The sequence below is a fragment of the Acinetobacter sp. NBRC 100985 genome (genome assembly GCF_000241225.1).
Lineage (GTDB): Bacteria > Pseudomonadota > Gammaproteobacteria > Pseudomonadales > Moraxellaceae > Acinetobacter > Acinetobacter venetianus.
Map to the genome: position 1 here is coordinate 1 of NZ_BAEB01000012.1, position 19252 is coordinate 19252.

A 19252-nucleotide genomic window follows, 5' to 3' on the forward strand; every position below is an offset into this window, starting at 1 on the left:
TTTAGATTCAACCTATTGATTATATTGAATGTATGATTGAGTGTATTGTGGTGTTACTCACATTGTTACTCACTTTAATAAAAGTGGCTGTAATATATAAAGTAAAGCCGCTTTGATTAAGCGGCTAATGTATCAGATTTTGATTCCCTTGTGACTACCTCATTCACATATGAATTTAGGTAGTAACTAAATCGACCATCTTTGATGGGTGGAGCAATTTCACCTTGATGAATCCTGTCATAAAACTTTGTTTTCTTCCAATTCAATCTACGACAAAATTCCTCAATACAAACTCGCTCTTCATTGACTCTAGCGAGTTGCTGTTTCATCTGTTTTACTTCTAATAAAATCTCCTGAAGAAGTTCTTGTTCACTTGTTTGCATCTTCACCCCTCCGTATCCGCTTTTGGCTCTTCAACCCAAACACACTTTTCTATGTAGCCATTTGCCCATTCAGCCATGATTTCAGTTTCGAGAAATTGCTCTTTCTCAAATAGATTTAATTTATTCCATTCATCTTCGCTTATGTGGTCACTTAGAGGCTCTTCATTTTCCTGATCACCAATTAAACCAATAGATAGCCTCATTTTCACTTTAATCTTATTAAAATTACTCATTTCCACCCCTTGCTGCTTCATCAAAAATAGCAGGAACATTTTCAACCTTGCCCAGACTAATTGAATAACCCAGATACTTATTTAGCTTTTCAATTTTATTGATTTTTGCTGCATAGTTTTCTTTAAAACCAAATTGAGTCCAAGTGTTTAATTCATCTACCATGGCAAGGAGATCATTCAATTCAAGATGAATACGCTCTTTATTATTTAATGCCATATCAGGGTGCTTTTCAGTCATCCCGAATTGCGCTGTTTTGAGTGCAATCTGAGCAATTTCACTGGCTTCTTCTGCAAGTTTCATTAACAAGAACTGTTCATATGTCATTTTATTCATGATTAACTCCTTGCTGCTTCTAGCATTGCTTTACAATGTGCAGCTGCTTTTTCTGCTTCTTCTTCGGTTTTGAAAAATTCCCAAATGCCAACTTGGTCGTTTTCAGAATCCCAGACAATTGCAGCATAGAGGGTGTCACTTAAAGTGATTAAATATTCTTTATGCTCAATGGCTGTTACTTCTCCGATGTTCATATCGCATAAAGTGCTATCAATACCATCATGCTCAAACCACATGTACTCATCTGGATCTAGATACCAATCCTCAGTTTGACCCTTTGGCACCACCACGCAGCCTTCGAGATTTGTTTCTTCCTTAACTTTTGCTGCTAAAGTTTTTAAATTGCCTATGAAATCATGAATAGGATAGACACCAGCCTGTTCAAACATTTCGACTTCATAAATCAATTCATCAATTGCTCTTAACTCAATATCTTTAGTCATTTGCTTGCTCCAAAAACGTTGTGTCATGCCACCATTCTTTGTTTTCTTGAAGATACTTAGTGTGGTCTTCTTGATTTCCGTTCCATTCTTCCAAAGTGATTGCATCCGCAATGCATTGACCAACAGTCGGGAATTGTTGCAATGCTTCTTTCTTCAGCCGATAGACCAATTGCTTACCAATTTTTTGAGTAGGGACAGGATGCAAAAGCTCTGAATCAGGTTCTTCAGGAATATTTACAGCCCATAATTTTTGATTATCTTTGGCCATTTACGCCACCTTCTTCTGAATGAATCGCTTGTGTCGCTTTGAAAGGGTTCCACGATTGATTCCAATTAAATTTGAAGCTTTACAAATGTTGCCGTGACATCTTTCCAATGCTTTTTGAGCCACAACATTTTCTAAATGTTCTTTAAGCTGTTTTACACTCTCAGGGCCTGCTGAGATTGCATACTCAATATCTGATGCCCTTATAACTACGCCATCACTTTTCGCCTGTTTAGCTTTTTGCCACATACCCCAACTGGTATTTACCGCAACTAATGCACTAAGTAATTCTTCTTGGGTTAAAGTGCTGTTAAACCCAGTAGGCTCGAATTTAGAAAATTTGGGGTTGTATTCGTAAAACTTGAAATGACCACCTGAAGACAACCAAGCCGTTTTGAACTCTTCAATTTCAATATTTAAATCCATTACTTTCTCCAGGTTGCTTCTTTAAATTTTGCATTAGTTAAGAGATCTTCAAGTTCACCAATCCCGACGTTCTCAAAAATGTGAGTCATCTTGCTGCCGAATACGGTGAGTGTTCGCGTGAGGGTTGAATATTTAAATCTCATGGCAGATCCTCATCACTAATAGCTGCAACGGTTGCGCTTTTCTCAAGCTCTAATCGGCGTGTTTTCACATATCGCATCATTTCAGGCTGAATGATTGGATCTAAAGACGAAATGTCTATCTCAAGTGCGTCTAAGGTTGTTAGGTCTGGTGCATTTTGAATGCGAACCATTAAAGAGGGTTGTTCTGCAGTTTTATTTTGCTGAAGTACTTCAAGGCGTTTGTGCATGTACTTCAATAATGGTTGGCGTTGTTCAGCTGACCAAGAGTTTGTGTATTTAACAACAGCATTAACTTCCGTTGGTGTTAAAGACTCATCAACTCGTTTTTTAAGAGTGGCCAAATTTTCTTGATACTTATCTTCATCCTCCTCAACAGGTTTTCGATCTGAATTTTTTTGATTAGTTTCATTATCGATTTTTTGTGCATGTGAAACTGCAGCTGCAGCAACAGCATCAAATGAGATAGGGGGCTGAGATTCATCACAAGATTCAGTTGATAGCTCAGGTGATGTCTTTTTTTCAACATCATTTGAGGCAGGGCTTTGGGCTGAAACAGGACCAATAATGTCATCTAAAGAATTATCATCGTTAGTAGCGATATTAGATTGCTGTTTAACTTCGATAACATCATTCTGTTTTTTTGATGCTCGCTTTTTAGTTGCTTTAGTATCGGCTTCTAAATCCTGAGTAGTTTTAACTGGTGCTAACTTAATTGCATTACCGCCGAGCATCTTACAAAGTGCTTCATACTGCAATCGCGCATTGTCTAGATCGCGTTGAGCAAAACCACTATCAACCATAGTAGTGATAGCATCACCAACTCCCTGGTATGTGCATTGCAGAATAAAACCTGCAGGATTAACAACAAATACCTCAGTTCCAACCTCTAAATCATCAACAATCATTGGTTTGGTAAAAGTAATACCAGCCAATTCAATCTTTTCGACTTGAATGCAAAATTCATAATTGGGCAAAGCAAAAACTGTCGCTGGCATCTGATCCAAGGTACTGAAATCTTTATCAGCATGAAGAGTGCCATCACCAGCATAACGACATAGAACAGTTTTACCTTTTTGTAGAGCAGTGAAAGCTTCTTGAGCATTTAAAATATTCGTCATCTTCTTATCCTTTTAATGCTTTGCGTAGATATGGATCTAAGTCATCTTGTTTGAGTAACCAAACAACGTAATCTGACGGTATTTCTTTAATAGCTGTACCTTTGTATTTACCAAAGGTCAGATGCGTAGGAATACGGGCTTGTTCAGAAAACAAGTAAAGGGATTGCATGTCTTTCACACCAAGCACTTTGCAAATATTCTTTAGTAGAACTGCAGTAAGCAAAACATCCTGTTTGGCATTATGAGCATTTCGAATACTTTGGCGTGCCTTTTCAGATCCATTTGTGAACTTGTAGATCAATGCTGATAGGTTATGAGCATCATCTGGCCATACCATGCGAGATAGAGCTAGGGTGCAAATTGCTTTTGCATTTATAGATTTATCAGCAAGTTTGATAGCTTGAATATCGTAATCAACATTGTGGCCAATGATGTATTGCACACCTTCAGGCAATCTGAATGTTTCATAACTTGGCTTTCCAGCAATGTCTGATTCAAGAATGTGGTGCACAGCCATAGCGCCGTAGCTTATCGGCTCGGGGCAAGAAAAATACTCATCAAAACAAGCATCTTTATTTGCCTTTAATTCGCCATTTTCAAAGTAGACAGGAACATGGGCTATCTCGATTGGATAGCCGTTCATGTCATGAGTTTCAGTGTCTAAAATTATTGCGCTCATGCATGAAATCCTGCAGTTTCAAATCGCTCTTTGCGAGCTTGGTTTTGGTTTTTAAGCAACTTAACTTTTACAGACTCAATCATTAGATTGTTATCTTTAACAGCCAATTGAGCCTTATAACCATTTGGTGCCTCAATGCGACCTTTAATTGTTCCAACACCGTTACAGGTCGTGGCCTCATAGGACCAGATATAAGTTTTCATAATCAGATCCTAATGATGCATTTGGCTATTTTGTTGGGATGGGGTGTGCGCGGGAATATTGATGCTCCAACCCATGAGATCGGATTTAGCTCTGCAACTATTATTTATCCCAGTTCCATATTGTGTATCTTTGAATCTACTTATCGCTTTAACCAGTACATCTGGATCTTCCGTGTTATTAATAGCTTTTAAAGCATCCTGATAAAGCTGATGAATAGTGCGTTTAGGCTGACCGCTTTGTTGTGCATTATTTGGAGCATTGTTTTGAACAGTTTCATTAGAGTTTTGCTCAAGATAGGCAAAATCATAGTTATATAAATATTTGCTGCCATCGTAATTACCCAGATAAACATCAGCAGCTACGCCTACAGCTTTAAGGGCAACACCAAGTGCATCGGTCACAGCTTTTTTGTAGCCTTCATCTATGGCAACCAATTTACCTTTTTGCATTTCAACGATAGCTGAACCTCCATTACCGAAAAATTCTTCACCCCACACGCCATCAATTTTGGTTTTTACAGCTACCTCAGCAAATGCCATAACAGTTCCATCAGCTGCGACTTCTGACCACAGGCGAACATTTCTATAGGTCCAACCATGACCCACAGGACCAAATGCTTGAGTCATTGCCATTAACCGCCACTGAGGGTTGATGTCGGATTTACCTTTAAGATAGCCAAACTCAATTTTTTTCAAGAAATTAGTTGGTGTTTGTTTAACGCTATTCCAAATATGAAGATTTGGTAGTTTTTCTTTATTTGACATGTCAGATCCCCTCAATTCGACTTGGCGTTGTTATATGCAATACGCTGGTTTGCACTGTACGGTGTGCGTTGAAAACATTCCTTTGAGAACATTTCTGCACGTTCTTTTTTGCGTCTGAAATTAATTTCTTGTTGTAAGTTACGAAGTATCCAAGGCTTAGACTTTAATAAATCAGGATCTACTGGTGTGCCGCCGTTTTCATCTTCAATGCGAATATCAGTAAACTTCCAGTTTGTTGAAAAGGTCTGAGGTCCTAAGCGAACGTGATAACGACCTTGGTCATCGCGGGTAATAAACTCGCGGAATGGGGTAGTGAAGCGTTTCTTATTCATCAGATCGCCTCCGCTAATTTATTCTTTTCGATATATGCCGCTAGTTGCGCATTGATGTTGCGGTGATCGTCGTAGATCGTGAAGTCTTTATAATTGTTGCCATTGGCATCAGTGATTTGACCGATCTCAAGATTAATGATGTCTATAGCTGTGAACTCTGAACCAGGCACGCCGTAACTGTCTGGGTGCTTGTCGAAAACAAACTTTACGGGTACACGAAAGCCGTCAAGATTAATAACAGCTTCGCCTGTAATGTCAGAAGTGAGTTTTAGTGCCATAACGCCGTAGTAGCTTGGCTTTACGTTTGCTAATGTTGGCTGGCTTGAATGAGCTGCTTGGTAATCACAAGATGAAACAGCTGAAGCTATCCCAACGATTAAAAGACTTGCAGTTACCCATGTACCCAATACAACTTTTCCAAATTGAAAAGCTGAATTGCTTTGAATTGTGTTTTGTTCCATAATCAACCTCATGTTGTGGAAAGCCCTGATCGCCGTGGTAAGTGTTCGGGGCTTTTTGCTGTCTATGGAAAAATAGTAAGCTAACTTACCTTTGTGGTCAAGTGTTTTGGTAATTTAAATTACTTATGTTTAAATATAACTTACTTTTTATGTTTTAATAGACAAAAGAAAACCCACACTGGGGTGGGTTGGATGGAGTTTATTAAGATGAATAAAAAAGATTTTCGAGCAAAACTATATCAAACTTATATTGCTTCAGGCATGAGAGATCACTCACTCATACAAGAATATATTAAGGCTGCTGAATCATTCGTATTTCACAACAGCCAAATCACAGTGAGCAGACACGGTATTCTTGATGACAAGAGTGGTGCTAACAAGAACCCAACTATGGGTTCACGCGCACTAGGTAATAATGAACATCCATCAAACCATATAGTAGATTCAGGTCGAAATTGTATTGAGACCTCAGGAGATACAGCTACCAACCACCTAACTAAAATGATTGAAGATGATCGGGCTATTGCCAGGTCTTCGCTTAAACTTATTTATCAACATCAGTTTGCAACTGTGGATGAGTTAGTTCAGCACATGGCTCGGTTGGCTTATGGCGATGCATGTCTCAAAATAGATCCCTTGGAAAATCTCACCGAAGCTGGCAAGATTTTAAGAGAAAATGGGAATGACTCTAGTAGAAGCTTTTGCGAAGAATAGTTATTTCAGTTTTTTCACAAGCCCAGCCACAGCAACAACATTGTAGTCAACATTACCAATTGTTGACTCAATTTTTTTGATTCTCTTCTCTAATCCATCTAGTTTATTGCCAATATTATGATAGTCCATAACACCAACAGGAACTCCGCATGATGAGCATTGCACAAATATTAATTTAAAACTTGAATTTTTAATTCGATCTTGCTGGACCAATTCAAATGCTGAAGAGCCGCAACTACCACACTTCGATCTTGCCATAATTTTATCTCCACCCGATCTGTTGTCATGACTGTGTCGGGTTCACAGTTTTATTATGGTTTAACTAAAGCCGACTCTAAGTGACCAACAAAACTCAATTCGTTAAGCTGCTCTTTGGTAATAACTTCATCAGGGTATTTATTCTTATCAGGATTGTCACTTTGCAAGCGAACCGTCTCATTATCAATACTAATAAAAATTCGCTTCATGCGTAATAAACCACTATGAATAAACACATAGACATCGCCATTGATGATGCTTGATGTATCAACTGGGGATACATCTACGAATAAAGGGCTATCAGGCGCTACGGTTGGCCACATGCTGTATTCAGCAGAATAAATTACACGCAGGTTCTTAGGATTAGCCTTAATACCAAGCAGCTTCAAGATATTAGGATCTATATCAAGATAATCTGTAATTTCTTCCAAAAAGTTTGTGACTCCATTGCCACATGAAGCCTTAACATCCTTATGCACAGGTATCCTTACTGTATTTTTGTTGTCATAAGATGGATTGAATTTCAATGGTGAAATATAAACCTCATCTTTCAATTGAGTATTTTTTGATGAACTCTTATTGTCGCCAGTCAAAAGCCATTCAGGGCTGCTATGTAAGGCATTTGATAACAACATTAAGCTTTCATGCTTAGGGGTGTTTTCATCTTTTTCCCAGTAAATAACTGAAGTTTTAGACACTCCAACCTTGTCAGCTAATTGTTGCTGAGTGAGCTTTAGTTCTTTTCGTAACTGCTTAAGTCTTGTTCCAAGAGTTTCCATCAGCTAAACACCAATTTTACATGTAAGTTATCTTACCAATTGACAAGGTAAGTTTTATGCTATTAAATAAGGTAAGTTAAATTACTTTAGGGCGACTCAGATGACTAAATCTGAAGCTTTGACACTGCTTAATTGCACCGTTACTCAGCTAGCAGAGAAGTTAGGAATCTCACATAACGCAATCAGTCAATGGGATGAAAACAGGATTCCATTGGCTCGTGAATATCAAATTCTAGACTTAGCAAAAGGTAAGGTGCCTATAAAGCGTAATTCTCTAATTTCCTAACTGGAATAAATACACATGCAAATAGACAGAGTTATTAAACCAAAACTACTTATCAACATTAGCACTCGAGTAGACACATGCACACAAGAGTTGGTTGACAGTGTTGCTGAACAAAATGGATTAGACCGAGCGAAATGGATGAGAGAAGCCATAGATTTGAAACTACAAATTGATTTAGGCCAATCATCAGTTGAAGAGTTGAAAAAATCAAAGAATACAACGTATTCCAACGAATACAGGAATGTATTCAAAAATCTGTTTTCAGTATTCCAGATAAGCAAAAAGCCCGATGTGCGAGATCGAGCTTTTAGTGTTCATTAACCAAGGAGATCAAATCACATGACCAATATACCAAAACACCCATGCGCTAACAAGTGCAGTGAATTTAAAGCAGAGCAGTGCAAGCATTGTTTGATTTCTACAGATTTCGAACTATCAGCTAATGCTGATTATGTAGTGGGTGACACAGTGGTATTTAAAGATAGTGATATGCATGACTCTTTAATGGCTGTGTCTCAAGTTGATGAACATAGCGTGTTTTTGGATGGCGGGGAAAAGTTCGTTCTAAAGCATCTATTGAGACATGCGTCAACCACGGAACTTAAAGCTAAGCGCAGGTTATCAAAAGAAAACCGCACAACTTGTATGGGTGACGACTCATATCTCGAAAACAGCATTTCACCACTTTGCAAAAGCTATTCAAATGATGAGCAGATTCATTTGAGTAAAGCTTTGGATGCACAAAAGGAGGTTTCATGAACTCCAAATTTCAAAAACAACCAGAGTTTAAGCAAGATCAGCAGGTTCAATCATTTTATGAACCCGCATTGCGATTGCTTGATCTTATGTTTGAAAGAAAGAAGCAAAACTTAAGATCAAAAGGTTATGACGAAAATAATGCCGCAGTTACCAAAGTTGAATTTTTAGAAACTATGGCGCGTCAATTTCGAATAACACAATGGCTATCTCAGCAGATTGTCAGCAGCCTCATAAAAGCTGATCAGGTGCATTCATTTGGAGGTTACATAAAACCCAAGGCTGGTGAATCATGAGATATGCAGCAAAGAGAAAGCAGGAAATATCCGTTTCTAAATCACCTGTTGAAAATGTGATTCCGTTAGAGCAGCCAGTGAAAATCTACACAGCAATAGAACTAGCTGCAATGCCTTTGTCAAAAATGAACGCAGCAATAGAAGCTCAAGAAAGATTTTACATGCTTGAAGAAACTACTCATATGGGGGGGCAAGCCATAGCAGTTCGCCGTCTTATGGAGGATGGACACTTGTTAATTCAAGTGAAAGAAAAGTCACGTACACGGTACAAGATCAACAACGAGTTTATTCCACCAAGGATTATTCGTCAGTTGGAAAAGCGCGGGTTAGTGAAATTAAAGGCGGTGAAGTAAATGTATAAATACCTTCATCACATAAGTGATTTCATGGTCGATACGGCACACTTAACTCCATTGGAGGAGTGTTTCTATCGCCGTGCAATCGACTTTTATTATTTAAATGAAAAGCCATTACCCAAAGAAACCCAGTCGGTTTTTCGTCGGTTACGTGCAATAACCCAAGAAGAAAGAGAAGCTGTAATAAATGTGCTTAATGATTTCTTTGTTGAGCAAGATGATGGTTTTCACAATAAGCGATGTGATGCTGAAATTGCTGAATACCACCAAAATGCGAACAAAAATCGGGAAAACGGAAAAAAAGGCGGTCGACCTCGTAAAAATAAACCTAGTGGAAACCAAAATGAAAGCGTTTCGGATAATTCAGAAAACCCACTAGAAACCCAGTCGGTTAATTTGGGTTCTGAAAGTGAAACCCAAAAAACCTTAACCGTAAACCGATAACCGATAACCGTAAACCAAATATTAATACACACACACAAAGCGCGAGCGAAAATCAAAAACCACAGTCCGAAGAATCAAAACCATGGAAGCCCGATTCTGAGATTTTACTCAACGTGATTCGACAGAGCGTCGGTGCCCAAGCTGAGCAAGTCATCGCTATGCCTGATTACGATTTCCACCTGGGTAACTTCAACGCCCACTGGGAAAACAAGATCGACCTCACTGAAAACCAGCGAACGAGAAAGTTTGCTCAATGGTTGATTCTTGAGTTCAAAAAAATCAAACCATCTGGACAACAGAAACCATCAAGCAAAACAAATACCGCTGTAAGCAGAAATGTGAATGATGCATGGGGCGAACCACAGGATTACGCACCTGCAGTCGATGATATTGATTTGGAGGGTATGCTGTGAACGCACTAGCAAAAGAACTCACTAAAAAAATCACAGAAACCGATCGGTTTTGTGAAAAACACAAAGAGCGGATGATCAGTGTTGGTGGTCGAGATTTCTGCAAAACATGTGCTTTAAAATCAGTTGAGCAGGCGCAAATTGATCACCATCAAGCTGTGAATCAGATGGTTCGTGAAAAACACTTTGCAGGCGCAATGCTTCCAGATCGGCATCTTGAGAGTGGTTTTAAAAATTACATTGTTCAAAACCAAGGTCAGAAAAATGCTAAAGCACAGTGTCAGTCATTTGCTAAAGATTTCAACGTTGGTATTAAGCGCAATCTAATCATGGTTGGGCGAACTGGTACAGGTAAAACCCATTTGTCATGTGCGATAGCTCGCAATGTTTTGGATCAGCGCAGCTATGTTCGCTATGTGACTTCTGAAGATATGGCAAACGAGATAGCCAATGCTTGGACTAAAACCGATGACAGCGAATCAAGCGCCGTGTGGCGTTTCACTGATTATGATCTTTTAATCATTGATGAATATGGCTTGCATGATCAACACGAAAGCCGATTGCAACTTGTGCACAAAGTTCTTTATTCGCGTTATGACGCAAAAAAACCAACGGTCTTAATTTCAAATTTATCGCTTCATTCAACTGAAAATTCACAAGGCTTGAAAGACAACTTGGGCGACCGATTGTGGTCTCGTTTCCAACATGATGGATTAACTTTGGTTGAGTGTAACTGGGCAGATTCACGTATTGGTGGCAATCATGGCTAATCTTAAAAAAGGCGATCGAGTGAAAGTTGATTTCATAAACAATCCAGAAACAATTCACGCTGGTACTCACTTCACTGGTTACGGTGTTTTAGATCGAGTTGAGGATGGGCGAGTGTTTGGAAGATTGGAGGATGGGCAGACGTTTATGTGTCTTGAGGGTGATGTGGAGGTTATAGAGCATGATGTGGCGATAAATGAACTATCAAAATTTGGCTGCACCTGCTTTCAATTAAACGGCAAAGAGCATTCATTTGGAGATATTAATTATAAGTTTTGCCCTGAGTGCGTGGAGTATTTTGAGGGTATGGCTGCTGTTGATGAATGCTATATCGCATATGGAGGACCTGAATATGAAGATGAGTTTGCCGAAGATGAGGAGCAAAGTTAATGACTTTATGTGTTGGAGATCTTGTTTGTCCTGACCCAGATGCTTTTAAACAGGCTAGTTGGAATCCTCAAGGCGAATTAAGAGTTTCATTCGTTAAGAAAGGCAAAAGAACTGGAATGTTAGTTGTTCAAGCCAAAGATGAGCGAGGGTACAAGTACACAGGTTTTGAGAATAGCTTTGTGAAAGTCGCTGAGAATAAATCTAAATGACTTCAATGAGCATCGATCAATACCGCCGTGAAATTCTCAAGCAATGCGATAAGCCTAAGGCGACTAAACGCAATAAGTTTAATGCTCAGAAAGTTGAATTAGACGGCATGACATTCGACAGCAAGAAAGAACATAAGCGGTACATCGAGCTTAAAGCAATGCAACAACGTGGCGAGATCTTTGAATTAGAACATCACACTAAATTTGAACTTGCGCCAAAGATCAAACTGGAAGGAGAGAAAAGGGCAAAGCCAGCACTGCGATATTTTGCAGATTTCACTTACTACAACATTACTGGTGAGTACATCGTTGAAGATGTGAAGTCAGCAGCGACAAGAAAGTTAGCGAGCTATCGCAATAAAAAACATTTAATGAAAACGGTTTTTAATATTGATGTACGAGAGGTTTGATTGATGAATGCGACTGTAAAACAACAAAAGATTAATTGGTTGAACCGCTCTGCACACCAGTGGCTTGATCAATATGGCATTTGGGTGAGATCTGCGGATTTTAAGCATTCAGCCAATCCGATAGCGGTAGCGATGGATCAAGCGGATATAGCTCGAATCCGCAGCAGTAAGATTTCAACACCATGTGAAATTACCGATTTTGAAGCAGTTGAAGTGGGTAAGCTTTTGGCAAAAATGAATAACGACAGTCGGGAGTATCTAGCTGAGCGTGCATGGTTGTTGATTCTTAAATATGAGAATGATTGGTCTTACCAGACAATTGCTAATACCCACAAAGTGAGCAAGGCAACGGTGCGTAGAGAGATCGATTTAGGTCTTGCGTATTTGGATGGTGTTATTGAGTTAAAGGCAGAGGTTTGACAATGTTTTTAATTCACTGTAATTTAAATATGCACCCGCAAAATCGGGTGCTTGGATTGACCTCCAGTTATCAACATTCGGCTACAGCCGCATTAGCGGTTTTATTTTGCCTATAGTTTTCTGCACCCTGTAGAAAATGCCCGTTATGGCGGGTTAGGCGGGAGCACTTCGGTGCGCCAGTCCGAATGCTGGTAAGGTCAATCCTGTCTAATCTGCCACCCTAATTGCTTGACCTCAATTTTGGTGGTGAAAATTCCTCTCATTCGGAGTATTCACTATGAATGCAATTTCTAATTTTACTTTTCACAATGATTATAACGTTCGCATTATCGATATTAATGGCGAATTTTGGTTTGTCGCTACCGACGTTGCAAATGCTTTAGATTATCGTGATGCTGGTAACATGGTTCGTAATTTAGATGATGATGAAAGGGGTACTCACAATATGAGTACCCCCTCTGGAGACCAGAATTTATCTATCATCAATGAATCTGGACTCTATTCAGCAATACTTAAAAGCCGTAAGCCCGAAGCCAAGAAATTCAAGAAGTGGGTGACATCCGAGGTTCTCCCAGCCATCCGTAAGACAGGCAAATACGAAGCACCAAAACCAATCGAGAAACGCGACTATATTAACAATAGCGACATGCTAAATATTAAGCGTTTGATTTGGGCTTGTACGCATCATATCAGTCATGGCGAAGCATTTAAGTTTGGTATTTGGCACTCACTACGCAAAGTCACTGGTGTGCCAAGCCCCGCAAAATTTGAGGTTCAACATTTACCGATCTTAGCGCAAGAATTTCAGCGTATTCTTAATATTGTTGAGCCGTACTTTGAGGCAAGACGCGAATGTGAACTCGCCTTGATTAAACGTGTTATCCGTGAACGTGGAGACCACAAGGTGGTGCAGGCAATACTGGATGAGATGAAAGCATCCGCAACCGATTTCAATGAGACACTGCAAAAGCATTTGCCGATGGTGTTTGATCAGGACTGTTTGAATTTACTCAATCGCCGACCTAATGGTTATGATCATAGCGATTGCAGTGAGCGATTGATATAATTCACACTTGACTGTGTAACACACTTCGTTTAGATTTGTGATATGGTGGACGAAGTTATAGCGATTCACCGAGAAATTAAGCCTGCATTTATATGCGGGCTTTTTATTGTCTGTAAAAAGGCAATTATATCCTGCAAGTGTGCCAGCTTGCAGAACATGCCTTGAGTAAACGCCTAGATGTTGTAGGCATTCTGGCTAGGGCTTGGCAACCCGACCTTTAAAGAGAGTGAAAGCAAGTAAAGCAGACCGTGCATGTTAGGTTTGTGTGATTGTGAGTAGTGCGGGCCACAGCGTAGACCACTGTGGCAATCCAGATTTATTTTGCCGAACGGATTACGGCGCATGAAGCTCTGCCAACACACTAGTTATTGGCAGGGCTTTTTACTTTCTTGTTTGGAGGTCCTATGCATCAAAACATTGATATTGAAATACGGCAAACTGAACAAGAAATAAAACACCTGGGTAGTTGCACAACAAAAGGCCTTACAGATGAACAGATCGCTCAACAAGATGAGCGATTTTTTTTGGCCATTTCAAAATTAAAGTGGTTGAAAGGTCGCCGTGATATCCGAGTTTGACTATGAAAAATGAAATTGGTTTCGTGGTAAAGGCAAGGCCATATCCACCCGAACATATTTTTTTGATGGATACACCAGACTTTGTTCCTGCACCAGAATTATGGCAGTGGATAAAGTCTATCTTTCTTAATCCCGAACATAAGCTATTTAATCCTGATCATGTACATTTGGGAGCTTTCTACTATCCACAAATCGCCGTGATGTGGGCTAAAGGAGGATTTCAGAAACAAGGTCGGTTTGTAGTTGGTCAAACTGAAAAGATCATGATTAATGCAAGTGGATGGAAGAAAGAAAGGCAGGAAGAACAGTTTTATCAATGGTTCAATGATTTACCTGATTACTTGATCACGATTGATGCGACTTATGCCCAGCATGCAAACGATGTTGATTTCTGTGCATTGATTGAACATGAGCTTTATCACATCGCCCATAAGAAAGACGAATGGGGTATTCCATCCTATAACCGTGAAACGGGTAAGCCTAAGCTGACGATTCAAGGTCATGACGTAGAAGAGTTTACGGGCGTAGTTCGCCGTTATGGTGCTAATAAGGAAGTACAAGAAATGGTGAATGCTGCAAATCAACGGCCAACTGTGGCAAAGGCTGATATCTATCATGCTTGTGGGACTTGCTTTCTAAGAGTGGTTTAAATTTTTTTGCCATTCTACCTTGATGTACCTTGATGGAATGGTTGAAATGGCACGTATTACAAAAAAGGTGAAACTGTTCATCGTGAGGATGCTTGCTGAGTTTGAAACCCCGACAAGTACATCTAAAGCAGTTAAAGATATTTTTAATGTTGAAGTGAGCCCACAGCAGTGTGAGCTATATGATCCTACAAAAAGAATGGGTCAGGACTTAGGCCAAGAGCTTAGAGACAAATTCTTTGAATATCGCCGTATAGCTAATGAAGAGCTAGAAGCGATTCCAATTGCCAACAAGCGTTACCGTCTTCAGCTATTACAACAGCTTGTAGAGAAATACCCTGATAACCCTGTGTTGATTCCAAAATGGGCAGAACAAGCCGCAAAAGAGATGGGTGGGTTATTTACCAATCGTCAAGAGGTAACTGGTGCAAACGGCGGGCCTGTAGAAACAGTTAATTCAAATACAAATGTGAATAGCTATCTGGAGGCAAGGAAAATGGCTTTAGATGATTACTAAATCAGATTACAAGTTAGCAATCCAAATTGAAGCCCAAGAAGATCTCTATTTCTTCTCGCGCTACATGTTTAAAGAGCGTCGGAAATATAAATGGCTTCATAACTGGCATCATAGAGTTGTATGTGATGCTTTGATGAAAGTATTTCGTGGCGAAACCAAACGATTAATTATTAATATCCCGCCTCGCTACTCTAAAACAGAACTTGCTGTGATTAATTTTATGGCGTGGTGCTTTGGAAAAGTGCCTGATAGCGAATTCATCCACATTAGTTATTCGGCAACCCTAGCGGCTAACAATGCATTTCAAACACGTAATTTAGTGCAGGAAACGGCGTTTAAAAACGTATTCCCTGACTTTGTACTTCGAGATGATAGTAAAGCTAAGGATGACTGGCGCACCAAAGCAGGTGGTGTGTGTTATGCACAAGGTACAGGGGGTACAATTACAGGTTTTGGTGCAGGTAAGTTCCGAGACAGCTTTGGTGGGGCAATAATTATCGATGATCCACATAAAGCAAGTGAGGCGACTTCAAGCACAATCAGGAAGAATGTAATTGAGTGGTTCCAAAACACACTTGAATCTCGTACCAACTCTCCAGAAACCCCGATTATTGTCATTATGCAGAGATTACATGAAGAGGATCTGGCTGGTTGGCTATTAGATGGTGGTAATGGTGAGGAATGGGAGCATATCTGCTTATCAGCTATTCAGCCAGACGGCACAGCATTATGGCCAGAAAAGCACACTATTGAGCGTTTGCGTATCATGGAAGAAACATCGCCGTATGTTTTTTCAGGGCAGTATCTGCAACGACCATCACCGCCAGCAGGCGGTTTTTTTAAGCCTGATAAAATTGAGATTGTTGATGCTTTACCTACAGACATTGTTAAAGAATGCCGAGCATGGGATCTAGCAGCAACAGAGAATGAAGGTGATTACACAGCGGGGCCTAAACTGGCGAAAGCACCAGATAACACAATCTACATCACGGACATGGTGCGTGGTCGTTGGGGACCTGATGGTGTGGAAAATACTATTACCCAAACAGCGCAGATGGATGGCAAAGGCGTTTATATACGCTTGCCTCAAGACCCTGGTCAGGCAGGAAAGTCCCAAGCAAAAAACTTTGTCGCTAGGCTTTCTGGATTCAAGGTTAAAGCTGAGCCTGTATCGGGTGACAAGATTACCAGAGCGCAACCATTTGCAGCTCAAGTCAACGTTGGAAATGTGAAAATGCTTCGTGGCGAATGGAATAAGGCACTGATTGAAGAATTAAGAAACTTTCCAAATGCAAAACATGACGATCAGGTCGATGGTTGTAGTGATGCATTCAATGATCTAAACGAATCTCGTCAAGCTAAGAAACCTGCAACTGCAGGAAGTCGTACATTTTAATTAAGGTATCAAAATGGCAAAGTCAAAAAACAAGGACAAAGCGCCTAAAAAGGCTTTGTCTAATGGGTCTTTATATTCTCAAGAAGCGGTCAGCCAATTTTATAAGTTAAGCAAACAGCTTGATTTGGATGAGACTTTACGAAAAGCAGGGATTCAACGTCATCGCTTAGCCATTCTTCTTGATGATGATGAGATTGGGCAAGCGGTTGAAACACGTATTGATGCATTGCTTACAACTCCATTTCGCATTGAGCCAAGTGATACACCAGAAGCCATTTTATTAATGCAAGAGATTAAGAAATGGTTTGTTGAGATTGCAACGGGATCAATTAACGCTTTGCTATTCGGCTACTCAGTTTTAGAAGCGGTCTATGATCAGACTGATGACGGACAAATAGGTTTGAACTGGATCGGTGAAAAGCCGATGGAATGGTTCGAGCCTAAAAATGATGGGCGCTTGATCTATCGTCTAGATGAGTCTGGTAAAGAGTCGGAAGTCGATCAGATATTTAAATTCTTTTTGACACAGCGAAAAGCAACATATAAGCAGCCATACGGTAAAGCATTACTCACCGTTGTGTATTGGTTAGATTTCTTTCGTAAGAATGGCTTTAAGTTCTGGGCGAAGTTTTTAGAGCGTTTTGGCACGCCGATTTTAAAAGGTAAGTGCAAAAACTCTGAACCAGATGACATGAATCAAGCGCTACTCAATGCACATGCTCAGAGTGTAATTTCGATTGATGCAGAAGATGAAGTTGAGATATTGGCGGTATCTTCAAATGGGAATGCTGGTACATCATTTGAAACCTTTAACAATACGATTATTCGTCAGATTCAAAAGGTAATCTTAGGGCAAACCCTTACAAGTGGAACGGATGGTACAGGTAGCCGCGCATTGGGTGAAGTGCATGAGAATGTGCGTAAAGATAAACTGAATGCGGATATTCGATTAGTTACACCTACGTTTCAAGCCATTGTTAATGCGCTTTGTGCCTTAAATGGTTGGGGCGAGCATGAAATTATCTTGGGTGAGAACTCTAAGCAGCTCAATAAAGATCAGGCTGAGCGTGACGTAAAGCTTAAAGATGCGGGTGCAGTATTTACCAATCAATATTTTATCCGTGAGTATGGATTGCAAGAAGGTGATTTGGCAGAGCCTTTACCAAGTCAGACACCACAACCGCAATTTAAAGCAATTCCAAGCAAGCCTTTTAGTTTTGCTGCAAGTGTTAAGGGCCTTACACAAGAGCAGCAAGAGCTTGATGAGCTGGCGGATCAAAACTTTAAGTTGTTATCAGATAACGACCTGAAAGATTTGATTCTGAATAGTGAAAGCATTGAAGAACTGCAAACAAGTCTATTTGCTATCGCTAAGACTGCTGACAAATCACAGTTTAATGAAGTGCTAGATCGAGCTTTGTTCGCTGCTGATATTTTGGGATATATGCATTCAAAAGAGGGGCGTTAAATGGACAATATGACGCTCTTACAAGCTATTGCATTTGCTCGTTCAAGAGGTGTTTTACTGCCTGCCGACTACTATGCACTTGATTTAAATACGCGCCAATATGCTTCTACTGTGAGCCATTTGGCGGGTCTTGATCAGATTCAATCTGTATTGGATTCAGCTTATAAGGTTTTGGAGAGTGGCGGTACTTTTAGAGACTTTCAAAAACTGGTTGAGGAGAATGGCATTGAGTTGTCAGAGGTGCATTTAGACAATGTGTTTCGCACCAATATTCAAAATGCTTATGCTCATGGCAGGTGGTTACATCAGCAACAGAATAAAGATAAACGCCCTTATCTTGAATATTTTGCAATCAACGACAAAAGAACTCGTCCAAGTCATTTAGAGTTAGATGGCGTTATTCGACACATTGACGATCCGTTTTGGCAGAAATGGTATCCGCCAAATGGGTATAGATGCCGATGCACGATTAATGCAATCACTGAAAAGCAAGCTATCCGAAAAGGAATAACATCCAATGAGGATTTGCCAAATGTTGAGCCTGATACGGGTTGGGCTTTTCAGCCGTCTAACTATGATAAGCAGCCAAACGAGATACTTAAATCGAAAGAAGCAAGTAAAACGATTACGCCTGATGCTAAAACAGAAGTCATTGATCTTCGAAAAAAAACGTTGGTTGATACCGAAGTTGACCAGATTATCAAGACAAGCATTTCAGATTTAACAGATGAGAAGCAAGTAATTATTGATGAAATGGTCGATAAAGCAGTTCGATTAGACCCGAATATCAGACCGAGTGACTTGCGTATCACTTTGGATTTAGCTGATGAAAAAGAAAACGCTTTGACGACAATTCTGAAACAGGCGGAACTTCAAAAAGATCAGGATGGAACAGCGGGCAAAAGCATTTGGGACAAAGTTGTAGGTGCATTTAATCGGCTGTTCACATTAGCAAAGAATACGGCAAGCAAGCTCACTGGTAATTCAATTCGCGGCATTGATGATTTGAGTTTAACTGTGGGAAGTGTAATTGGTATTCAAACGCCAACATTGTTCAAACAAGCGCAAAAGGTTGGCAAACAGATCGCCATTCTTGATGCAAAGGGTGTGGCGCTAGACTTGAGTAAGATTAGTGGCATGAATGGCGCACTATTGGCTCCTGATTTGAATTTAGAAGTCGTTAGCAACACAGATGAGCAACTCGTACTGAAACGAACTAAAGAGCAAGCTACACGCTATTTCATAGCGAATCAGACAGTATTTAGTCTTTACTAAACCTTTCAACAGATACAACGGCCT

General features: G+C 40.0%; 32 protein-coding genes and 1 pseudogene. 19 read left to right on the plus strand and 14 right to left on the minus strand.

From position 1 onward, the window contains the following. Nucleotides 1-116: 116 nt before the first annotated feature. From ACT4_RS03295 to ACT4_RS03350, 12 genes are all read right to left on the minus strand, one after another. Nucleotides 117-383, minus strand: a complete 267-nt coding sequence (locus ACT4_RS03295; RefSeq protein WP_007479819.1) for a hypothetical protein — start codon at nucleotides 381-383, stop codon at nucleotides 117-119. Between the two features lie 2 nt (nucleotides 384-385). Next, nucleotides 386-616 carry a hypothetical protein gene (locus tag ACT4_RS03300; protein WP_007479821.1) on the minus strand — a complete coding sequence of 77 codons (231 nt, stop codon included), beginning with the start codon at nucleotides 614-616 and terminating at the stop codon, nucleotides 386-388. Then, nucleotides 609-950: a hypothetical protein gene (locus ACT4_RS03305; RefSeq protein WP_007479823.1), complete on the minus strand. Its 342-nt coding sequence runs from the start codon at nucleotides 948-950 to the stop codon at nucleotides 609-611. Before ACT4_RS03305 ends, ACT4_RS03300 begins: the two co-directional genes overlap by 8 nt. A 2-nt stretch (nucleotides 951-952) precedes the next feature. Next, nucleotides 953-1393, minus strand: coding sequence for a hypothetical protein (locus ACT4_RS03310; protein ID WP_007479825.1), 441 nt, complete (start codon nucleotides 1391-1393; stop codon nucleotides 953-955). After that, on the minus strand, nucleotides 1386-1661 hold the full coding sequence (locus tag ACT4_RS03315; protein WP_007479826.1) for a hypothetical protein: 276 nt from the start codon (nucleotides 1659-1661) through the stop codon (nucleotides 1386-1388). Before ACT4_RS03315 ends, ACT4_RS03310 begins: the two co-directional genes overlap by 8 nt. Beyond that, nucleotides 1662-2084, minus strand: a complete 423-nt coding sequence (locus tag ACT4_RS03320) for a helix-turn-helix domain-containing protein (protein ID WP_007479827.1) — start codon at nucleotides 2082-2084, stop codon at nucleotides 1662-1664. Between the two features lie 139 nt (nucleotides 2085-2223). Continuing rightward, nucleotides 2224-3345 (minus strand): hypothetical protein, encoded by a 1122-nt coding sequence (locus ACT4_RS03325; protein WP_007479829.1) that lies wholly within the window; start codon nucleotides 3343-3345, stop codon nucleotides 2224-2226. 4 nt (nucleotides 3346-3349) lie between these two features. Beyond that, nucleotides 3350-4024, minus strand: a complete 675-nt coding sequence (locus ACT4_RS03330; protein ID WP_007479830.1) for a putative quorum-sensing-regulated virulence factor — start codon at nucleotides 4022-4024, stop codon at nucleotides 3350-3352. Further along, nucleotides 4021-4227: a hypothetical protein gene (locus ACT4_RS03335; RefSeq protein ID WP_007479831.1), complete on the minus strand. Its 207-nt coding sequence runs from the start codon at nucleotides 4225-4227 to the stop codon at nucleotides 4021-4023. Before ACT4_RS03335 ends, ACT4_RS03330 begins: the two co-directional genes overlap by 4 nt. Before the next feature lie 9 nt (nucleotides 4228-4236). Continuing rightward, nucleotides 4237-4992 carry a hypothetical protein gene (locus tag ACT4_RS03340; RefSeq protein WP_007479832.1) on the minus strand — a complete coding sequence of 252 codons (756 nt, stop codon included), beginning with the start codon at nucleotides 4990-4992 and terminating at the stop codon, nucleotides 4237-4239. Between the two features lie 11 nt (nucleotides 4993-5003). Next, complete coding sequence (locus tag ACT4_RS03345; protein WP_007479833.1) at nucleotides 5004-5324, minus strand: hypothetical protein; 321 nt, start codon at nucleotides 5322-5324, stop codon at nucleotides 5004-5006. Then, a complete protein-coding gene (locus tag ACT4_RS03350; RefSeq protein WP_007479834.1) occupies nucleotides 5324-5785 on the minus strand; it encodes a hypothetical protein in 462 nt (153 codons plus the stop codon). Before ACT4_RS03350 ends, ACT4_RS03345 begins: the two co-directional genes overlap by 1 nt. Before the next feature lie 207 nt (nucleotides 5786-5992). On the opposite strand from ACT4_RS03350, the gene ACT4_RS17095 reads away from it, so the two are divergent. Further along, nucleotides 5993-6499, plus strand: a complete 507-nt coding sequence (locus ACT4_RS17095; RefSeq protein ID WP_007479836.1) for a hypothetical protein — start codon at nucleotides 5993-5995, stop codon at nucleotides 6497-6499. Here the strand turns inward: ACT4_RS17095 and ACT4_RS03360 are convergent, their stop codons facing one another. Further along, on the minus strand, nucleotides 6500-6757 hold the full coding sequence (locus ACT4_RS03360; RefSeq protein WP_007479837.1) for a hypothetical protein: 258 nt from the start codon (nucleotides 6755-6757) through the stop codon (nucleotides 6500-6502). It lies immediately after the preceding gene. A 53-nt stretch (nucleotides 6758-6810) separates the two neighbouring features. Next, nucleotides 6811-7536 carry a helix-turn-helix domain-containing protein gene (locus ACT4_RS03365; protein ID WP_007479838.1) on the minus strand — a complete coding sequence of 242 codons (726 nt, stop codon included), beginning with the start codon at nucleotides 7534-7536 and terminating at the stop codon, nucleotides 6811-6813. A 100-nt stretch (nucleotides 7537-7636) separates the two neighbouring features. On the opposite strand from ACT4_RS03365, the gene ACT4_RS03370 reads away from it, so the two are divergent. The 18 genes and pseudogenes from ACT4_RS03370 (at nucleotide 7637) to ACT4_RS03465 (ending at nucleotide 19228) form a co-directional block, all read left to right on the plus strand. Continuing rightward, nucleotides 7637-7822, plus strand: a complete 186-nt coding sequence (locus tag ACT4_RS03370) for a Cro/CI family transcriptional regulator (protein ID WP_007479839.1) — start codon at nucleotides 7637-7639, stop codon at nucleotides 7820-7822. A 15-nt stretch (nucleotides 7823-7837) separates the two neighbouring features. After that, entirely contained in the window at nucleotides 7838-8143 is a 306-nt protein-coding gene (locus ACT4_RS03375; RefSeq protein WP_007479840.1) for a hypothetical protein, read from the plus strand. 18 nt (nucleotides 8144-8161) lie between these two features. After that, a complete protein-coding gene (locus ACT4_RS03380) occupies nucleotides 8162-8581 on the plus strand; it encodes a hypothetical protein (protein ID WP_007479841.1) in 420 nt (139 codons plus the stop codon). Continuing rightward, nucleotides 8578-8874, plus strand: a complete 297-nt coding sequence (locus ACT4_RS03385) for a hypothetical protein (RefSeq protein ID WP_004639736.1) — start codon at nucleotides 8578-8580, stop codon at nucleotides 8872-8874. Before ACT4_RS03380 ends, ACT4_RS03385 begins: the two co-directional genes overlap by 4 nt. Beyond that, a complete protein-coding gene (locus tag ACT4_RS03390; protein ID WP_007479842.1) occupies nucleotides 8871-9227 on the plus strand; it encodes a hypothetical protein in 357 nt (118 codons plus the stop codon). The genes ACT4_RS03385 and ACT4_RS03390 overlap by 4 nt, the downstream gene beginning before the upstream one ends. Beyond that, nucleotides 9228-10087, plus strand: a pseudogene (locus ACT4_RS17430) (YdaU family protein). After that, complete coding sequence (locus ACT4_RS03405) at nucleotides 10084-10854, plus strand: ATP-binding protein (protein ID WP_007479845.1); 771 nt, start codon at nucleotides 10084-10086, stop codon at nucleotides 10852-10854. The pseudogene ACT4_RS17430 and the gene ACT4_RS03405 overlap by 4 nt, the downstream one beginning before the upstream one ends. Next, entirely contained in the window at nucleotides 10847-11242 is a 396-nt protein-coding gene (locus tag ACT4_RS17435) for a hypothetical protein (RefSeq protein ID WP_007479846.1), read from the plus strand. Before ACT4_RS03405 ends, ACT4_RS17435 begins: the two co-directional genes overlap by 8 nt. After that, entirely contained in the window at nucleotides 11242-11451 is a 210-nt protein-coding gene (locus ACT4_RS03420; protein WP_007479847.1) for a hypothetical protein, read from the plus strand. The genes ACT4_RS17435 and ACT4_RS03420 overlap by 1 nt, the downstream gene beginning before the upstream one ends. Next, nucleotides 11448-11861 carry a DUF1064 domain-containing protein gene (locus tag ACT4_RS03425; protein ID WP_007479848.1) on the plus strand — a complete coding sequence of 138 codons (414 nt, stop codon included), beginning with the start codon at nucleotides 11448-11450 and terminating at the stop codon, nucleotides 11859-11861. The genes ACT4_RS03420 and ACT4_RS03425 overlap by 4 nt, the downstream gene beginning before the upstream one ends. A 3-nt stretch (nucleotides 11862-11864) precedes the next feature. Next, entirely contained in the window at nucleotides 11865-12281 is a 417-nt protein-coding gene (locus ACT4_RS03430; protein ID WP_007479849.1) for an antiterminator Q family protein, read from the plus strand. Between the two features lie 277 nt (nucleotides 12282-12558). Then, on the plus strand, nucleotides 12559-13347 hold the full coding sequence (locus ACT4_RS03435) for a Bro-N domain-containing protein (protein ID WP_007479850.1): 789 nt from the start codon (nucleotides 12559-12561) through the stop codon (nucleotides 13345-13347). Nucleotides 13348-13751: 404 nt separating this feature from the next. Next, a complete protein-coding gene (locus tag ACT4_RS03440; RefSeq protein ID WP_007479851.1) occupies nucleotides 13752-13925 on the plus strand; it encodes a hypothetical protein in 174 nt (57 codons plus the stop codon). 2 nt (nucleotides 13926-13927) lie between these two features. Continuing rightward, nucleotides 13928-14575: a putative metallopeptidase gene (locus ACT4_RS03445; RefSeq protein ID WP_007479852.1), complete on the plus strand. Its 648-nt coding sequence runs from the start codon at nucleotides 13928-13930 to the stop codon at nucleotides 14573-14575. A 46-nt stretch (nucleotides 14576-14621) separates the two neighbouring features. Continuing rightward, a complete protein-coding gene (locus ACT4_RS03450; protein ID WP_034604570.1) occupies nucleotides 14622-15089 on the plus strand; it encodes a DUF2280 domain-containing protein in 468 nt (155 codons plus the stop codon). Then, nucleotides 15079-16485: a phage terminase large subunit gene (gene terL, locus ACT4_RS03455; RefSeq protein WP_007479854.1), complete on the plus strand. Its 1407-nt coding sequence runs from the start codon at nucleotides 15079-15081 to the stop codon at nucleotides 16483-16485. Before ACT4_RS03450 ends, terL begins: the two co-directional genes overlap by 11 nt. Before the next feature lie 13 nt (nucleotides 16486-16498). Continuing rightward, entirely contained in the window at nucleotides 16499-17953 is a 1455-nt protein-coding gene (locus ACT4_RS03460; RefSeq protein WP_007479855.1) for a DUF935 family protein, read from the plus strand. Next, nucleotides 17954-19228: a phage minor head protein gene (locus ACT4_RS03465; RefSeq protein ID WP_007479856.1), complete on the plus strand. Its 1275-nt coding sequence runs from the start codon at nucleotides 17954-17956 to the stop codon at nucleotides 19226-19228. Nucleotides 19229-19252 lie beyond the last annotated feature (24 nt).

What these genes read in the sequence shown, in the direction of transcription:
- ACT4_RS03295 (WP_007479819.1), bottom strand. Translation starts at nt 383, where the DNA reads ATGCAAACAAGTGAACAAGAACTTCTTCAGGAGATTTTATTAGAAGTA.
- ACT4_RS03300 (WP_007479821.1), bottom strand. Translation starts at nt 616, where the DNA reads ATGAGTAATTTTAATAAGATTAAAGTGAAAATGAGGCTATCTATTGGT.
- ACT4_RS03305 (WP_007479823.1), bottom strand. Translation starts at nt 950, where the DNA reads ATGAATAAAATGACATATGAACAGTTCTTGTTAATGAAACTTGCAGAA.
- ACT4_RS03310 (WP_007479825.1), bottom strand. Translation starts at nt 1,393, where the DNA reads ATGACTAAAGATATTGAGTTAAGAGCAATTGATGAATTGATTTATGAA.
- ACT4_RS03315 (WP_007479826.1), bottom strand. Translation starts at nt 1,661, where the DNA reads ATGGCCAAAGATAATCAAAAATTATGGGCTGTAAATATTCCTGAAGAA.
- ACT4_RS03320 (WP_007479827.1), bottom strand. Translation starts at nt 2,084, where the DNA reads ATGGATTTAAATATTGAAATTGAAGAGTTCAAAACGGCTTGGTTGTCT.
- ACT4_RS03325 (WP_007479829.1), bottom strand. Translation starts at nt 3,345, where the DNA reads ATGACGAATATTTTAAATGCTCAAGAAGCTTTCACTGCTCTACAAAAA.
- ACT4_RS03330 (WP_007479830.1), bottom strand. Translation starts at nt 4,024, where the DNA reads ATGAGCGCAATAATTTTAGACACTGAAACTCATGACATGAACGGCTAT.
- ACT4_RS03335 (WP_007479831.1), bottom strand. Translation starts at nt 4,227, where the DNA reads ATGAAAACTTATATCTGGTCCTATGAGGCCACGACCTGTAACGGTGTT.
- ACT4_RS03340 (WP_007479832.1), bottom strand. Translation starts at nt 4,992, where the DNA reads ATGTCAAATAAAGAAAAACTACCAAATCTTCATATTTGGAATAGCGTT.
- ACT4_RS03345 (WP_007479833.1), bottom strand. Translation starts at nt 5,324, where the DNA reads ATGAATAAGAAACGCTTCACTACCCCATTCCGCGAGTTTATTACCCGC.
- ACT4_RS03350 (WP_007479834.1), bottom strand. Translation starts at nt 5,785, where the DNA reads ATGGAACAAAACACAATTCAAAGCAATTCAGCTTTTCAATTTGGAAAA.
- ACT4_RS17095 (WP_007479836.1), top strand. Translation starts at nt 5,993, where the DNA reads ATGAATAAAAAAGATTTTCGAGCAAAACTATATCAAACTTATATTGCT.
- ACT4_RS03360 (WP_007479837.1), bottom strand. Translation starts at nt 6,757, where the DNA reads ATGGCAAGATCGAAGTGTGGTAGTTGCGGCTCTTCAGCATTTGAATTG.
- ACT4_RS03365 (WP_007479838.1), bottom strand. Translation starts at nt 7,536, where the DNA reads ATGGAAACTCTTGGAACAAGACTTAAGCAGTTACGAAAAGAACTAAAG.
- ACT4_RS03370 (WP_007479839.1), top strand. Translation starts at nt 7,637, where the DNA reads ATGACTAAATCTGAAGCTTTGACACTGCTTAATTGCACCGTTACTCAG.
- ACT4_RS03375 (WP_007479840.1), top strand. Translation starts at nt 7,838, where the DNA reads ATGCAAATAGACAGAGTTATTAAACCAAAACTACTTATCAACATTAGC.
- ACT4_RS03380 (WP_007479841.1), top strand. Translation starts at nt 8,162, where the DNA reads ATGACCAATATACCAAAACACCCATGCGCTAACAAGTGCAGTGAATTT.
- ACT4_RS03385 (WP_004639736.1), top strand. Translation starts at nt 8,578, where the DNA reads ATGAACTCCAAATTTCAAAAACAACCAGAGTTTAAGCAAGATCAGCAG.
- ACT4_RS03390 (WP_007479842.1), top strand. Translation starts at nt 8,871, where the DNA reads ATGAGATATGCAGCAAAGAGAAAGCAGGAAATATCCGTTTCTAAATCA.
- ACT4_RS17435 (WP_007479846.1), top strand. Translation starts at nt 10,847, where the DNA reads ATGGCTAATCTTAAAAAAGGCGATCGAGTGAAAGTTGATTTCATAAAC.
- ACT4_RS03420 (WP_007479847.1), top strand. Translation starts at nt 11,242, where the DNA reads ATGACTTTATGTGTTGGAGATCTTGTTTGTCCTGACCCAGATGCTTTT.
- ACT4_RS03425 (WP_007479848.1), top strand. Translation starts at nt 11,448, where the DNA reads ATGACTTCAATGAGCATCGATCAATACCGCCGTGAAATTCTCAAGCAA.
- ACT4_RS03430 (WP_007479849.1), top strand. Translation starts at nt 11,865, where the DNA reads ATGAATGCGACTGTAAAACAACAAAAGATTAATTGGTTGAACCGCTCT.
- ACT4_RS03435 (WP_007479850.1), top strand. Translation starts at nt 12,559, where the DNA reads ATGAATGCAATTTCTAATTTTACTTTTCACAATGATTATAACGTTCGC.
- ACT4_RS03440 (WP_007479851.1), top strand. Translation starts at nt 13,752, where the DNA reads ATGCATCAAAACATTGATATTGAAATACGGCAAACTGAACAAGAAATA.
- ACT4_RS03445 (WP_007479852.1), top strand. Translation starts at nt 13,928, where the DNA reads ATGAAAAATGAAATTGGTTTCGTGGTAAAGGCAAGGCCATATCCACCC.
- ACT4_RS03450 (WP_034604570.1), top strand. Translation starts at nt 14,622, where the DNA reads ATGGCACGTATTACAAAAAAGGTGAAACTGTTCATCGTGAGGATGCTT.
- terL (WP_007479854.1), top strand. Translation starts at nt 15,079, where the DNA reads ATGATTACTAAATCAGATTACAAGTTAGCAATCCAAATTGAAGCCCAA.
- ACT4_RS03460 (WP_007479855.1), top strand. Translation starts at nt 16,499, where the DNA reads ATGGCAAAGTCAAAAAACAAGGACAAAGCGCCTAAAAAGGCTTTGTCT.
- ACT4_RS03465 (WP_007479856.1), top strand. Translation starts at nt 17,954, where the DNA reads ATGGACAATATGACGCTCTTACAAGCTATTGCATTTGCTCGTTCAAGA.